Raw genomic sequence first — 15,204 nt, 5'->3', positions numbered from 1 at the left:
CTGTGGCATCATGCGCACCCCACCTGCTTTACCTGCCCCGCCCGGCTCACAGCCACCGGACGGGCCGGAATACCCACCACCGTCTGGCCCGGCTCGACGTCGCTCAGCACTACGGCGTTGGCGCCGATGCAGGCATCGTCGCCGATACTCAACTGGCCGAGAATCTTGGCGCCGGCGCCGACGTTCACTCTGGCGCCCAGCACCGGTGCCTCGCGCGGACTCTCCAGGTGGCGGTTGCCCAGGGTCACTCCCTGGCGCAGGATGCATTCGTCGCCGATGACCGAGTCGCCGTGAATCACTACTGCGCCCTGGTGCTCGAACACCACGCGGCGACCGAGTTGAACGGAATAGGGCAGTTCGATGCCGTAGACATTGCGCACCCGCCGGTACAGCATGCGGTACAGCACGCTCAGGGGCGCGCGCAGCCATTTCGAGCGCACCTGCATGCGGTAGTTGCCGAAGCGGTGCACGGCGACAGCGCGGAAACCGGGTTTGGTCCAGTCCCTGCCGTGTGCGCGCCAGTCCTCCTTGATGCACGCCACCATGTCGCCCCAGCTGTTCATGGGCGCACCGCGCGATCGCACAGATCGCCGAACAGGGAGAAGCGCAGGAAGTCACGCAGGAAATACGGCGGATCGTTGTTCGGCTTGCGCTGCAGGGTACGGCGCACCAGCCAGGACGAGTAGCCCGCCAGCCACAGCAGGTCTGCACTGACCGCGGCGAACAGGCCGTGGTTCTTGCGGTAGTAGCGGCGGCGGGAATCGAACCAGTAGCGTGGACGACGCGGCGCCTGCTTGCGCTCGTCGGAAATGCCGGTGGCGGCGCCGACCATGTGCACAACGCGGCTGTCCGGGCAGTACCAGATTTCCCGGCCACTGGCAGCGACACTGCGGCAGTAGTCGACTTCCTCGAAGTACAGGAAGTACTGCTCGTCCATGTAGCCGACCTCGCGCAGCAGGCTGACAGGGAACATGATGGAGGCGCCCGCCAGCCAGTCGCTGCGGTGTGCCTGCGCGGCCACCGGTGGCGCTACCACCGCCTGCGGGAAGCGTTCGGCGAGCAGGCCGAGGCGGCTGCTGGTCAGCAGTTCACCCAGCGGGGTCGGGTAGTTGAACGCGGAGACCTGGGCGGTGCCGTCCTCGTCCTCGAGGCGGCTGCCAGCCATGCCGACGCACGCATTGCCCTGCAGCAGGTCGCGCAGCGCACTGCTCGCGCCCGGCAGCGGCAGCGTATCCGGGTTGAGCATCCAGATGTAGTCGCAGTGCAGCGCCTCGAGGCGGCGAAACGCGATGTTGTTGCCGTAGGAGAAGCCGCCGTTGCGCGGCGCGGCGATGACTGTGACCCAGTCCTGCCACTGCTGCTGTGCGATGTGGTGTTCGAGGATGGCGACGGAATCGTCGGCGGAAGCGTTGTCCACGATCACCACATGGAAATCACGCCATGCGGATTTTTCCACGGCCAGGGCGGCCAGGCAGCGGCAGACCAGGTCGGCCGTGCGATAGTTGACGATGGCGACGCCGAGGCTGTTGGCGGGGATAGTGTCAGGCATGCGCGCCCCCGTGTATTGCGATGCGCCAGGGGCAAGCACAGGCACGCGCGCGAGTTGCGCGCCGGGGGCGGCGCTGCTCGAGACCTGCTGTTGCGTATCTGGCGTGTGCGTTCGCGCGCGCGCGGTTCATGCCTGTATCCCGTCCTTTCTGTACGAAATTCGAGGTCAAAAAGTCCCCAGCGCCGCAAAAGCAACAGCTCGCGACGATAGCCCGGTGTTCGATGTCTGGATGTGCGCCGGGTAATGCCCGACAGATGGTTGCCGGCCCCGGTCCGGGGTCCCGAGCGCGGCTGTGCGATCGGGAAGGCAACGATTGCGGTTTGCGAATCCATTTCGCCAAACCGAAATTCACGGTTTTGTTGTACCCGATTTCGCAGCGCAAAACATCGCCGCCTCAGGCGAATTGGCCCGGTCGGGCTATCAATTTTCGCGCCTGGGGCGCAAAGCTACCCGCATGGGCTAACGCCCTGTATTTATAGGGTCACAACACATTTTTCCCGGCGCTGACTACCCGCGTTCGAGGCTCGCGCAGCAGCTGGGACAATGTGCAAAAATCGCGATCAACCCGGCATTTGTAGCAATAGCCCACAGAGGCCATTCAGCGCGCTGCGATCTGAAATTATCGTTCATGTTGTGGAGAATCCGGTGTGTCTACATTTTCCGGCAGCGCGAGACGCGCTCGAGGTCAAGGGATGCGCTTCAACCTTCCGGGGGGGAGGGTGAATTTGAAAACGACACGGTGTTTGGCTCGTCGATGCCTGTGCTGCCTCCGGCAGGCGCGGCGCATGCCAGCGCGCTTCGACATCCCGCACAGATAGCCCGAGCCGGTAATCCCAGCCATGCGAGTCATCGTCTACGAGCCCAAGTTTGTCGGGCATTTTCTCGGTTTCGCCAGTTATGCTGCCAATGCCTATGCGCGACGCGGTCACAGCGTGCGCATGACCGTGGGGCGCGAAGCGGGCAATACGCCGCAGGCGGTGGAGAAGCTCGCTACCCTGCATCCGGGAGTCGACGTCGAGTATTGCCTGGATGTACCGATCTGCCACCAGAAGCGACCCGGGGGGCGGCAGGAAGCCGAGGCACTGGAGGCTATTCTCGATACCCGCGAATGCGATCAGCTGGTCGTGCCTAGCGCCGATTTCCTGCTCCACGGCCTGCTTGGCAACCGCCGCTTGCGCCGCCAGTTGCGCGCACTGTCCGGGTCCGACCTGATCCTGCACAATATTTTCCAGGCCTACCCGGGGCGCGGTAAACGCGAGCGTGTCTACCTGCTCGCGGACATGCTCGCCCTCGATCTCGCCGCCAGCAGTCGCATCTACACGGTGGACCCGTTTGCGGTGCGAGCCTCCGGGCCGCGGCTTTCGTTTCTGGGGCGCTCCATCACGGAAATTCCGCACCCGTTCGACCAGCCGGAGTCGAATCTCGACAAGCAGCAGGCGCGCGCCGCACTGGGTTTGTCGGCGGATGACTGCCTGATTGGTTCGATCGGCGACCTCGGAGTACGCAAGGGCACCGAGTTGCTGATCCGCAGCTTTGCCGGCAGCGGCCTGCGCGGCAAGGCGCGACTGTTGTTGTTTGGGCTGGTCTCGCCCAGTGCGCGGCAAACACTGGAGGAGCACGCCGAGCTGGTGGATGACGGCAGCATCATCGTGCGTGACGAGTTCGTTTCCGACCAGGATTTCCGGCACTTCTGTCACGCCATCGACCTGATGTGGGCGGGCTACCCGAACCACGTGGGGATATCCTCGATCCTGCTGCATGCGGCGAACGCGGGCACCCCGGTGCTGGCCTCGGAATTTGGCAGCGTGGGCTGGATGACCCAGGAATACGGGCTGGGCCGCGCCGTCCCACCCACCGACGCGGCGATGTCAGCGGCTCTGGCGCAGTTTGTCGAGGGCGAACGCTGGTCGATATCGGCGGACGACGCGCAGCGACTGATGGAATCGCACACCACGCGGCGCTTCGAGGAGGTGTTGCTGCGCCGTGACCACCTGGGGCAGCTGTCGCCCACCAGTGCGCCCGAAGCGGCTCGCGAATACCGCCTGTGAGCGCACTGATCAAACCCAATTTCTTCCTGGTAGGCGCGGCAAAGTCGGGTACGACCTCCCTGGCCAGCTACCTGGACCAGCACCCCAGCGTGTTCATGTCGCAGCCCAAGGAGCCGAACTTCTTCGCCTTTCCCCCGGACTCGACACCGTCCTGTAACGGCCCGCTAGATGGCGACGTGCTGTTCGAGCGGCTGTTGAAATACTCGACGACTTCCGAGCAGGCCTACCTGGCTCTGTTCAACGCGGCGGGCACCGCATCCATTGTCGGGGAGGCGTCGGTGCGCTACCTGTACCAGCCCGAAGTGCCCGCGCGCCTGGCCGGGTTCTGTCCCGATGCGCGTATCGTGGTGATTATCCGCAATCCAGCCGAGCGCATGTACTCGCACTACCACATGAATGTCATGGCACAGCTCGAGCCGCTCACCTTCGAGGCTGCGCTGGCGGCAGAGGATGCGCGGATCGCCCAGGGCTGGGGCTGGGATTGGCACTATCGACGTGTCAGTATGTACGCGGACCAGTTGGAGCGTTATTTCGCGGCGTTCGCGCCGGAGCAGATCGCGGTGTTCGACTATGGGGATTTCCAGGCCGACCCGAAACTGCTCAGCGGCAAGGTGCTGGAGCACCTGGGTGTGAACGACCCCTTCGAGTTCGATTGCAGTAGCAGCGGCATGGTGGGCGCGGCGCCGCGCTCGCGCTGGCTGCGCAACCTGATCTGGGAGGACAGCCTGCTCAAGCGGCTCGGGCGCAAGGCCGTGCCCGGTGGCCTGCGACGCAAGGTGTCGGCGTATGTCGAACGCAAGAACCAGTCGACAATTCCGCCGATGTCGGATGCGCTGCGCGAGGCGCTAACGGCGCAATTCGAGGAGCAGCGGGTAAAGTTGGAACAGATGCTAGGAAGGCCGGTATGTTGGTAGAGGAACACTGTTCAAATTATCAGCGGCGTGACATCGAAGTCGTCGACTACCAGATGTACACCCTGGACGGGACCGGCTTGTGGTTTCGCGGTCCGCAGGAGTTTGATCGCAGTTCGCGCGGCTACATCAGCTGTGTCGGCGCGGCCCAGACCCTCGGCTGTTTCTGCGATTCTCCCTACCCGCGCCTGATCGCCGAGCAACTCGGGGAACCGGTGCTCAACCTGGGTTACGGTGGCGCCGGCCCGCGCTTCTTTGCGCGACAGCCCGAGGTCATCGATTACGTCAATCGCGGGCGCCTGGCAATCATCCAGATCATGTCGGGCCGCAGCGAGGACAACCACCTGTTCAGCAGCGGCGGCTTGGAGTTGCTGACACGGCGCAGTGACGGCAAGCAGATGGGTGCCGACGTGGCCTGGGACTCGATCCTCGAATCGCGCTACCTGTGGCGGCGTTCGCCGATTGCGCAGTCCAGCCTGCGCAGCCTGTGTCGCGCGGTGGGCAAGCAGCGTCTCAAGCGCCTGGTGGAGGAGACGCGCAGCGCCTGGGTCGACAGCTATGTGCGTCTTCTCGAGCAGATTACAGTGCCCAAGGTCATCCTCTGGTTCTCGCGCCGGGAGCCGGACTACGAGATCGGCTTCGACCGGGTGCTGGATGTCTTTGCCGATTACCCGCAGCTGGTCAACGCCGGTATGGTGGCGCAGGTGGCCGCCATGGGCGACGCCTATATCAAGTGCACGACTCGCCGTGGCAGCCCGCAACCGCTGGTTCACCGCCTGACGGGCGAGCCGGTGCAGGTATGCCTGGCGGACGACCGCGACGACTTTGGTACGGCGATGTGGAGCGAGAACGACTACTACCCGTCCCCCGGCATGCACGAAGATGCCGCGCGCATGATCCTGGACTACCTGTCCACCGCCGGCTGAGCGCCCGGCGATCTCCGCGTTGTATGCCATAGCGGCACCGCCGGCGGTAGCGCCGGAGCGGGCGTGTGACGCCCACAGCGAGTACCCGAGGTAACCTTGCAACAGAGCAGCCTGAAACAGCTGACCCTCTCCAGCGCGTTCTGGACGATCACCAGCCTCGGCGCCAGCCAGGTGCTGCGCCTGGCGTCCAACCTGATTCTCACCCGCCTGTTATACCCGGAAGCCTTCGGCCTGATGGCGCTGGTGCATGCCTTCGCCTACGGCCTGCAGATGATTACCGACATCGGGGCGCACTCGTCGATCATGCAGAGCAAGAACGCGCATAACATGGCCTTCCAGAATACGGTGTGGACCTTTACCGTGGCCCGGGGGTTTTTCGTCTTTGCCTGTTTCTGCGTGATCGCCTACCCGGTGTCGCAGGCTTACGGTGAACCGCTGTTGTTGCAGATCCTGCCTATCGTTGGCCTCAACGCCATCGTCATGGCCTTCATCCCGACCTATGTGGCCATGGCCCAGCGCGCCCTGAATCTCCGGCGGCAGACCATCCTCGAACTGAGCAGCCAGGTGCTCTCCCTGTTGATGCTGGTGGCCCTGGCCTATTGGCTGCGTTCGGTGTGGGCGCTGGTCATCGGCGGGCTGATCGCCGAGTTGCTCAAGCTGGCGATATTCACGTTCTGCATGCCGGGTAAGTACAACCGGCTGCACTGGGACCCGCAGTATTTCAAGGAGGTGTTCCACTTCGGCAAGTGGATCTTCCTGAGTTCGTCCTGTGTGTTCCTGACCAACGAGGGTGACCGGCTGATACTGGGCCTGAACCTGACGACGGCGGAACTCGGCGTCTACTCGATCGCCTATATGCTCGCCGTCTTCCCGCGGATGTTCACCATCACCGTGGGCAACCGGGTGATATTCCCGCTGTGTGTGCATAGTCCACCGGCAGCCTCGGCGCAGAACCGCGCCCGCTACATCAAGGCGCGTTTCGCGGTGAGCTTCGTGTTTGTCAACGCCAGCCTGGCGGTCGCTGCCATCGGGCCCGAACTGATTGGCTTTCTCTACGACGCCAGGTATCACGACGCCAAGCTCTTCCTGATGCTGCTGGCGCTGTGCTTTATACCCAGGATCATCATGGCCACGTCCGAGGGGTCAGTCCTCGCCACCGGTGATTCCAGGCGCTACGCCGCCATCGGGACCACGACAGCGGTGGTACAGACGCTGTTGATCCTGCTCAGCGTGGGCTATTTCGGCGTCGCCGGGGTGGCGGCGAGCTTCTTCGCCACCAGCCTGATTACCTACCCGCTGGTGGCCAGGGTCACGCGACAGCACGCCGGCTGGGTACCCTGGCTGGATGTGGGCCTGTTGGCGTACAGCCTGGCCGTTGCCCTGCCGATTCTCTATTTCCGGATGGACTGGGCGGCGCTTCTGCCGGTGCAGTGAGCCGCTGAAACTACACGGGTCCAGCGCCGGCGGGTCCGCCCACTTCCCAAGTTGCGGCGAGAGCGCCTTCGCGCAGGCAGCGCTCCCTGGCTGAGGCTTTCTCACTGCCAAATACTTTCACCCAATAACCTCTAAAATACGGCAGGGAATCAATTGTTGCGTGTGCGCGTTCGTGGCTTTTTCCCGGTGTCACAGTCGTGAAATATGTGACCGAGTGATCATTTTTTGGAATATGGCTTATAACCCCAGGTTTTCTCTCCGCCATAAAAATTTTTTTTCTGAAAAGATTCAATCAGTTGGTCAAAGGTAGCGATTTTCCTCGAAATTTTTTCGTGCTTTCGCGGTCGTAGAAAACTCGACTTTTCTCGAGTATTTCCACGACGCTCACAAATTTTCGATGTTAGCCTTTTTTGCAAAGGGGCGGTGTGGTACGGCTGCGACAGCAGTGAGATCCGCCAGAGTTGAAGAACGAAACGCTATCCCGATCAGGTTTGATATGAAACGTTCACTCGGTTTACTTTGTACCCTGGCTATCAGCGTCGCTGCCCAGGCCGATTTTCCCAACCAGTCGCAGACTCCCGGCGAACTGATCACCAAGTCGCATCCGCAACTGGGTCGCCTTGCGATTACGGATATCATGGGCGACTACGTGATTGCGATACCGGAGATACCCTCTTCGCCCCCGGGTGCCGACTACCTGGTGCGTGCCCTGGATATTTCCAATCCGGCGAATCCTGTGACCGTGGCCACCTTCGGCGAGACCCAGCACCCGGGCAACGCGCACACCACCTACAAGCGCGGCAACGAGATCTACATCGGCGGCTACCCCAACAACGCCATTCGCCTGGAGGCTGACGGCTCCCTGTCGCATGTACCCTGGTCCGGTCCCCTCCCGCACTGGAATCGCAGCGGCGTGTACTGGCCATGGTCGGCGCAAATGTGGTGGAGCTACGGCGACGTGCAGGGCAACGCCTGGCTCTCCCTGGACGGCCAGACCACGGCGACCTGGAACCACCTGGGCCTGACCGGCGTCATCGGCTTCCCCAATTTCATGGGCAACCTGCTCATCTACGCCTCGGACCAGTCGCGCTCGGGTATCGCGACCTACGACGTGAGCGACCCCTACAATCCCGTGCTGCTGGACGTGTTCAACCTGCCCGCGGTACACCCGACCATCAAGAAATCTGTGTGGGTCAACGGTTCCTCACAACTGGTCGACGTGGAGTATGGACTGGGCGGTTACTGGAGCGATATCTACGGCCACTACATGGTATTCGCCCGCCGCGGCGATAATCCGGGCATCCAGATCGTCGATTTCTCCGATCCGACCAACCTGAAGCTGCATTGCGAAGTCCTCTACAACGATCCGGCCAATGGCCTGTCCGAACTCAGTGGCGGGGTGAACGACCCCATGTACATGGGCTTCCAGGACGAATATGTGTTCGCCGAGCAGTTGAAAGTCAACGTCGAGACCTGTGAAGTCTCTGAGATCTTCAACGAGTTGACCGCGGGCATCGAGACCAGCCAGTCGAGCCGTCCGATCGGCAACCTGCTGCTCACTGGCGGCGGCAACAACTGGGTACTGCAGGGCAAGGGGATCAGCACCGGTGGTCTCGGGGTGTGGGCTCACCAGGCAGCGCCCGACAACCGTCCGCCGTTCGCCGCCTACCACATTCCGACGCAGGGGCAGACCAATTACCCGGTGATGGCGCCGATCAGCGTTATGATCCCGGAGAGCGTGCGTTCCGAGAAAATCGTAGTGGGTGAAAACATCATCGTACGCGAGGTCGGGGGCGCCCAGGTCGAGATCGACTACCTGCTCTCCCACGTCGGTATGCTGACCATCAACCCGCTACAGAACCTCAAGCCGGATACCACCTACGAGGTGGTGCTGGTCGGCATCGAGGACGCCGTGCACAATGCGATGGAGGAGTACAGCTTCCAGTTCTCCACCGGCGGTACCCTCGACGAGACCAGCAACTCCGCCCCGGTCATGCAGAGCCTGGCGGTGTCACCCGCCCAGGGATTGCTGGTCGGGGAGCAGGCAACCGCGATTGCCCAGGCCACCGACGCGGATGGCGACTCGCTGCAATTCCGCTTCCGCTCCGCCGACGGGGAGAGCTACAGCCCCTGGTCGGCGAGCAGCACGATGTCCTTTACCTACGCGGAGCCGGGTGCCTATACCCTGACTGCCCAGGTCCGCGACCCCGATGGTGCGACCAGCACCGCATCGGTGAATTTTTCCGTCTCCAGCATCCCCGAGGCGACCGAGCAGCCGCTGCTGAGTACACAGATGGCGCTCACCCGAGACGGTTTCAGCGCCTGGGCGGTCAACCCGGACAACGGCACTATCGCCAAACTGGACATCGGCCTGCAGCAAGTGGTTGGCGAGTACTACATCGGCGCCAACCCGCGCTCGGTGGCCACCGATGGCGCCGGCTACGCCTGGGTCACCCTGCACGACGAGGACTCGGTCGCGGTGGTCGATGAGCAGGGCAACGTCGCCCAGCGAATCAACCTCGGCTACGGCGCCGCGCCCCAGGGCATTGTCATCGACCGCAGCGGCCGCTATGCCTACATCGCCCTGGCGTCAGCGGGCAAGGTCGTCAAGATCGATACCAACAGCCGCAACGTGGTTGGCGAACTGGACCGCATGCCGAGCGTGCGCGCGCTGGCGCTCACCGGCGACGGCAGCCGGCTGCTGGCGACCCGCTATATCTCCAACCGCAACTGGGGCCTGGTCTGGGATATCAAAACCAGCGACATGACCCTGAATAAAAAAATACGTCTCGGTGAAAACCTGGTGCCGGACGCAGTGGACAACGGGCGCGGCGTGCCCAACTACCTGGCCGCGATCATCATCGACCCGGAGGATCGCTACGCCTACGTGGTGGGCAAGAAGGACAACACCTCGCGCGGCCTGATCTACGGCAACGAGGACCTCGACGAGGACAACACCGTGCGTACCTTCGCCGCCAAAATCGATCTCGCCGCCGGTGCGGAAATCCCCGCCGGCCGGGTGGACTTCGACAATGGCGATTCGCCCTCGGCACTGGCGATTGCTCCCAACGGCGGCTACCTGTTCGTCGCCATGCAGGGCAACAACCAGGTCAGCGTGTTCGACCGCAATCCCGAGACCGGGGCGCTGGGCTCCTCGGTGAGCAAGATCACCACTGGCCTCGCGCCGCAGGGGCTGTTGCTCGACTACGCCTCCAAGCAACTGCTGGCGAAAAACTTCACCGGGCGCAGTGTCACGATGGTGGATGTCGCCAACCTGCTCAACGGTAATGTGGTCAACCCCGACAAGTTGACCGTCGGCACCGTGGAGAGCGAGGTTCTCAGCGCACAGGTGCTCAAGGGCAAGCAGATTTTCTACAACGCCTCATACGGTCTCGACGAGGAGGGCGAGGTCACCGGCCGCATGAGCGCCGAGGGTTATATCAGCTGCGCCACCTGTCACGAAAGTGGCGGCCAGGACGGGCGGGTGTATGACTTTACCGGCCGCGGTGAAGGCCTGCGCAACAACATCTCGCTCAACGGTACCGCCGGCAACCTGCACGGCAACCTGCACTGGTCCGGCAACTTCGATGAGGTCCAGGATTTCGAGCTGGATATCCGCAACCGCTTCCTCGGCCGCGGCCTGATGGGCGACCAGGCGTTTGCCTCCACCGCGGCGTCCCTGGGTGCCTCGAAAGCGGGCTACAGTGCCGATCTCGATGCGCTGGCCGCCTACGTTACCAGTCTGGATGCGAGCAAGCTGGATCGCAGCCCCTATCGCAAGTCGGCCACCTCGATGACGTCCCAGGGTAAGAAGGGCCAGCAGCTGTTCGAGAAACTCGGTTGCGACAGCTGTCACTCCGGCTCGATGTACACCGACGGCGCCATGCACGATGTCGGCACCCTGCGCGAGTACTCCGGCATGCGCCTGGGCGGTCCGCTGCCTGGCATCATGACGCCCTCCCTGCCGGGCCTGTTCAACACCGAGCCGTACATGCACGACGGCAGCGCGGACTCGATTGAAGACATCTTCTACACCGTGGGTGGCGACGTGGTACAGGCGGAGGATGCCTCGCTCGGCGGTGGCGCCTCGGTGTTCGAGCCAGACGGGTTCTCCTACCTGCGCCGTGGCGCCGGTGTGCGCCTGGGCGACAACGGCTATGTGCGTGTCTCTACCGATTCGTCCTTCGACAATCGCACCGCCTACATTCGTGTGCGCTACGGTTCATCGAGCAAGGATTCCCTGCTGAACCTGTCGGTCAACTCGCGTCAGTACAGCAACTCGCTGCGCCCGCTGCCCACCATGCAGGGTGTCGATGTGGCCTTCGAGGAAACCATCTTTGCGGTGCAGTTGGACCGGGGCGCCAATACCCTGACCTTTGAGCTGGCCCCGGCCAGCAACCAGGACACGGTGTTGATCGACGACATCACCATCAGCACCGAGGAAGCCGAGGCCCTGGCCGAGGTGCATACGGTGGTGAATACCCTTGGTGACAAGCGCCGTCGCAAGTTGATCCGGTTCCTGCAACAGCTGGATCGCTCCGACGGCATGGGGATCTGAGACAGCCCACCAGCAACAGTTTTATCTCCGTGTATTTAGCCCGGCCCCTGTGCCGGGCTCTTTGTTTTTGGCGCGACCGAGGGCACGGGGTCTGCGCCGCCAGCGACGCTTTCGCGTTTCATGGCCCGGCTGGGCCAGTCGCCGGCGCCCCGGTTTTCAGCTGTCCTTGAATCGTGCGAGTATACCGGCGAGTCACCTATGCGCCGTTGCCGGCCGGCATACAGCGCTGGAAAGCGCGATGAGCGCCATGTCACCTGCAGCGTGCCTGCGATCACGGGGAGAGAATTCTTGGTTGTCCTGCGGCTTCTGATCACGTTGTCACTGCTGGCCATCGGCGTGTCGCCAGCGCTGGCCGCGAGTCCGCAAACCGCTCCAGCCACTGCGCAGCAACTCGATATGCCGCTGGCGTTGCGTGAACTGCAGGGGCTGGACGATCCGAGTCTCGCCTTTGGTCTCAATGGCGTCGCGGACTGGAATGCGGTGCTTCCTTTTATCGACCTGGTCAAGTCCATGCGGCCGTGGCTCGGGCATGTACGCGGTCGCTGGGGCGGCCTGACCGCAGCGCAGATGCGCGAGGGCGGATTCCTCGACGAGCACGGCTGGCTGACCAGGATGCCACCGGGCATCGCCAAGGTCTCGGGCGTGTTCGCCTGGTCGGATACCGGCCTGGGTTTGCCGGATGTACGCGCGGGCCGCTATGTGATGCTCTACGCCGGCAGCGGCAGTATCGAGATTGCCAACGCCGAGGTGGTTGCGCGCGAACCCGGGCGCATTGTGTTCGATATTGCTCCCTACCCGGGCAACTGGTGGTTCGATATCGTGTCGGTCGATCCCAGCGACCACCTGCGCGATATCCGCATTGTGCGCGAGTCGCAGCTGGCGCTGTACCGGGCCGGTGCGATCTTCAATCCGGACTGGCTCGAACTGGTTGCCGATGCCCGCCTGGTGCGTTTTATGGACTGGATGGGGACCAACAATTCCCCGTTGGCCGAGCCCGATGATCGCGTTGATCCCGCTTATTACACCTGGTTCGGGCAGGTGCCGATCGAGGTGCAGGTAAGGCTGGCCAACGAGATCGGCGCTGACCCCTGGTTCAATATCCCGCACCTGGCCAGCGACGCCCTTGTCGAGGAATTCGCAAGCTACGTGCGCGATAACCTCGATCCCCGGCTGCAGGCGTACGTAGAGTTTTCCAACGAGACATGGAACTGGCAGTTCCAGCAGACACACCAGCTGGTCGACGCGGGCAAGGCGCTGTGGGGCAACGGCCAGGTCGGCGTCTACTACACCATGCGCGCCAGCCAGGTGATGCGCATCTGGGACGGCGTATTCGGCGAGCAGGCCGACAAGCGCCTGGTCAAGGTGCTGGCGGGGCAGGCCGTCAATACCTGGTTGTCCAATATCCTGATCAGCGCCGACCTGTGGCGCAGGCTGGACCCGGACAACTGGCGCGATCCGGCGAGTACCTTCGATGCCTTCGCGGTCACCACGTATTTTGGCGGGCAGCTCAGCCAGAACGCGCAATTGCGCGATCAGTTGCTGGCCATGCCGCACGAGCAGGCCTTCCCGCGTATGCGCGACAACCTGCTGGACCCCGATACCGCGCTCTCGATACCCGTGATGATCGATAAGCTGCGGGCGCAAAAGGCGCTGGCGAACAAGGCGGGACTGCGCCTGGTGCTCTACGAGGGCGGACAGCACCACCACCACGCCGAGGGCGGTGCGACCAAGGATGAGCGCTATAACAATTTAATGCTTGAGTTCGTGCGCAGCCAGGAAATGGCCGACCTCTACCAGCGGGTGTGGGATGCCTGGGCCGCGCTGGGGCAGGGCAGTTTCATGCAGTTCGTCGAGTCAGGGCCGCCGAGCCAGTACGGTTCCTGGGGCCTGCGCGTCAATCCGCGCGACAACCCGCCGCGGGCCCGGCTGCTCGACCAGTTAAACCGTGAAACCCCGGCCTGGTGGGAGTCACGTGCGGGCAGCCACTTCCAGCACGGTGCAGTGGTGTCCGGCTCTGATGCTGCAGAAACCCTGGTGGGCACTGCGGCCGAGGACTATCTGCTCGGCGGGGGAGGCGACGATGTGTTGCTGCCCGGTCCCGGCGACGACGGTATTAACGGCGGCGAGGGCGAGGATGTCGTCGTATTGGCGGGCGACCCCCCCGCCTATCGGCTCAGCCGCGCCGGGGAGGGCTACCTGGTTTCCGGCCCCGGCGGGCGCGACTACCTGTTCGCCGCCGAACTGTTGCAGTTCGCGGATGCCAGCCGCTGCGCACTGGACGCGACAGCGGTATCCCGGGCGTCCGCGCCGCAGGCCGAGCCGCCGTGCGCAGGCTTGCTGGCATGCGCGGATTGCGACGCGGCCGGTCCGGCGCACGCGGGCCGCTGATGGGCAACGAGTTCGCCCACATCGCCCTGCTGGCCTGGCCGGTGGTGGCGATTTTTGTCTACCTGCACAACGACGTGCTGACCGCCACAGTCTTTACCCTGTTCGGCGCCTACCTGCTGCTGCCAGTGGGCGTGGCCATTGATTTTCCGCTGGTGCCCCCGTTCAACAAGGAATCCATGGGTGCGCTCTCCGCCCTGTTTGGCGTCGCGGTGATCGCGCGGCAGAAGGTCCGCCTGATGCCGCCACCGGGCAAGGTGCGCCTGCTGTTCCTGGTGGTGCTGTTGACGCCACTGGTGACCGTCAGCAACAACGCCGAACCGGTGATCATGGACGGACAGTTCATTCCGGGGCTGACCCTGCACGATGCGTTTTCCGCCATGGTCAACCAGTTTCTCTACCTGACACCTTTCCTGCTCGGGTTGATGTTGGTGCGCGGCGCGCAGGACCAGATGCAGGTCCTGCGGCTGCTGGTCATCGCGGGGCTGTTCTACTCCCTGCCGGCGCTGCTGGAAGTGCGCCTCAGCCCGCAGTTGCATACCTGGGTGTACGGCTTCTTCCCGCACGAGTTCGGCCAGCAGGTCAGGTACGGCGGCTACCGTCCGATGGTTTTCCTCGGCCACGGGTTGTTGGTCGCCATCTTCTATGCGCTGGTCGCCGCGGCGGCCACCGTGCTGTGGAAAACCCGCACGCGGGCCCTGGTGCTGCCCGCGGGCATCACCCTGGCATACCTGTGCTGCGTGCTGTTGGTGACCAAGTCGCTGGGCGCGGTGACTCTCGGTTTGCTGGCGGTGTTGCTGCTCAGCCGCGAGTCTACGCGGGCGGCCAGCCTGGTCGGAATGGGATTGTCCTGGATTGTGTTGCTGTACCCGCTGCTGTCACTGTTCAAGCTGTTTCCAAAGCAGGCGCTTGCGGACTGGATCATCGGCACTGACGCCTCGCGCGGCCGTTCCCTGTTGTTTCGCTTCGACCAGGAGGGCTTGTTGCTGGACCGTGCTCGCGAAAAGTTCTTTTTCGGCTGGGGTGGCTGGGGCCGCAACCGCCTGTCGGATTCGGTGACCGACGGCAACTGGATCATTACCCTTGGGCAGTACGGCTTTGTCGGCTTCCTGGCCCTGTACTCGATCATGTTTCTCGCTGTCTACCGCGGTCACCGCGCGGCGCGACTACTCCCCGCAGACTCGGCGCAGGGGTGGCCAATGGCCGGTTTCGTGCTGCTTACCGGCATAATCATGATCGACCAGATTCCCAACGCCTCGCTGGCCAGTCCGCAGTGGTTCATTATTGGCGGCCTGCTCGGCGCGGCCAGTGCGGTGCTGGCCGGGGAAGGGGGGACGCCGGCTGCCCCCGTAGCGGTGGATGCCGGCCAGCCGCGCGACTGAGACGGCTGCGT

9 protein-coding genes are annotated in these 15,204 nt (G+C 63.6%); 7 read left to right on the top strand and 2 right to left on the bottom strand.

What is annotated here, in order from left to right; all coding sequences use genetic code 11:
* Positions 1-8 precede the first annotated feature (8 nt).
* Entirely contained in the window at positions 9-563 is a 555-nt protein-coding gene (locus E4634_RS07435) for a serine O-acetyltransferase (protein WP_206046824.1), read from the bottom strand.
* Positions 560-1,549 carry a glycosyltransferase family 2 protein gene (locus E4634_RS07430; protein ID WP_135442373.1) on the bottom strand — a complete coding sequence of 330 codons (990 nt, stop codon included), beginning with the start codon at positions 1,547-1,549 and terminating at the stop codon, positions 560-562. The genes E4634_RS07435 and E4634_RS07430 overlap by 4 nt, the downstream gene beginning before the upstream one ends.
* 839 nt (positions 1,550-2,388) lie before the next feature.
* On the opposite strand from E4634_RS07430, the gene E4634_RS07425 reads away from it, so the two are divergent.
* The 7 genes from E4634_RS07425 to E4634_RS07395 all read left to right on the top strand — a co-directional run bounded on the left by E4634_RS07425 (position 2,389) and on the right by E4634_RS07395 (position 15,193).
* A complete protein-coding gene (locus tag E4634_RS07425) occupies positions 2,389-3,597 on the top strand; it encodes a glycosyltransferase (RefSeq protein ID WP_135442371.1) in 1,209 nt (402 codons plus the stop codon).
* Positions 3,594-4,511: a sulfotransferase family protein gene (locus tag E4634_RS07420; RefSeq protein ID WP_167854812.1), complete on the top strand. Its 918-nt coding sequence runs from the start codon at positions 3,594-3,596 to the stop codon at positions 4,509-4,511. Before E4634_RS07425 ends, E4634_RS07420 begins: the two co-directional genes overlap by 4 nt.
* The gene (locus E4634_RS07415) at positions 4,502-5,434 is read left to right on the top strand and encodes a DUF6473 family protein (protein ID WP_135442367.1); all 933 of its coding nucleotides are present in this window, start codon (positions 4,502-4,504) and stop codon (positions 5,432-5,434) included. Before E4634_RS07420 ends, E4634_RS07415 begins: the two co-directional genes overlap by 10 nt.
* Positions 5,435-5,530: 96 nt before the next feature.
* Positions 5,531-6,868 (top strand): oligosaccharide flippase family protein, encoded by a 1,338-nt coding sequence (locus E4634_RS07410; protein WP_135442366.1) that lies wholly within the window; start codon positions 5,531-5,533, stop codon positions 6,866-6,868.
* A gap of 496 nt (positions 6,869-7,364) precedes the next feature.
* Positions 7,365-11,426, top strand: coding sequence for an Ig-like domain-containing protein (locus tag E4634_RS07405; protein WP_167854811.1), 4,062 nt, complete (start codon positions 7,365-7,367; stop codon positions 11,424-11,426).
* A gap of 288 nt (positions 11,427-11,714) precedes the next feature.
* Positions 11,715-13,814: a calcium-binding protein gene (locus E4634_RS07400; protein ID WP_135442362.1), complete on the top strand. Its 2,100-nt coding sequence runs from the start codon at positions 11,715-11,717 to the stop codon at positions 13,812-13,814.
* On the top strand, positions 13,769-15,193 hold the full coding sequence (locus E4634_RS07395; protein WP_135442360.1) for a hypothetical protein: 1,425 nt from the start codon (positions 13,769-13,771) through the stop codon (positions 15,191-15,193). Before E4634_RS07400 ends, E4634_RS07395 begins: the two co-directional genes overlap by 46 nt.
* The last annotated feature ends 11 nt before the right edge of the window (positions 15,194-15,204 follow it).

This window comes from Mangrovimicrobium sediminis, assembly GCF_004745945.1.
GTDB classification, from domain to species: domain Bacteria; phylum Pseudomonadota; class Gammaproteobacteria; order Pseudomonadales; family Halieaceae; genus Mangrovimicrobium; species Mangrovimicrobium sediminis.
The sequence above is the reverse complement of the archived record's forward strand: the minus strand, read 5'-3'. Positions and strand labels throughout refer to the sequence as shown.

Bases quoted from the DNA above. Each gene is read 5' to 3' on its own strand.
- E4634_RS07435 (WP_206046824.1), bottom strand. From the start codon at position 563: ATGAACAGCTGGGGCGACATGGTGGCGTGCATCAAGGAGGACTGGCGC.
- E4634_RS07430 (WP_135442373.1), bottom strand. From the start codon at position 1,549: ATGCCTGACACTATCCCCGCCAACAGCCTCGGCGTCGCCATCGTCAAC.
- E4634_RS07425 (WP_135442371.1), top strand. From the start codon at position 2,389: ATGCGAGTCATCGTCTACGAGCCCAAGTTTGTCGGGCATTTTCTCGGT.
- E4634_RS07415 (WP_135442367.1), top strand. From the start codon at position 4,502: ATGTTGGTAGAGGAACACTGTTCAAATTATCAGCGGCGTGACATCGAA.
- E4634_RS07405 (WP_167854811.1), top strand. From the start codon at position 7,365: ATGAAACGTTCACTCGGTTTACTTTGTACCCTGGCTATCAGCGTCGCT.
- E4634_RS07395 (WP_135442360.1), top strand. From the start codon at position 13,769: ATGCGCGGATTGCGACGCGGCCGGTCCGGCGCACGCGGGCCGCTGATG.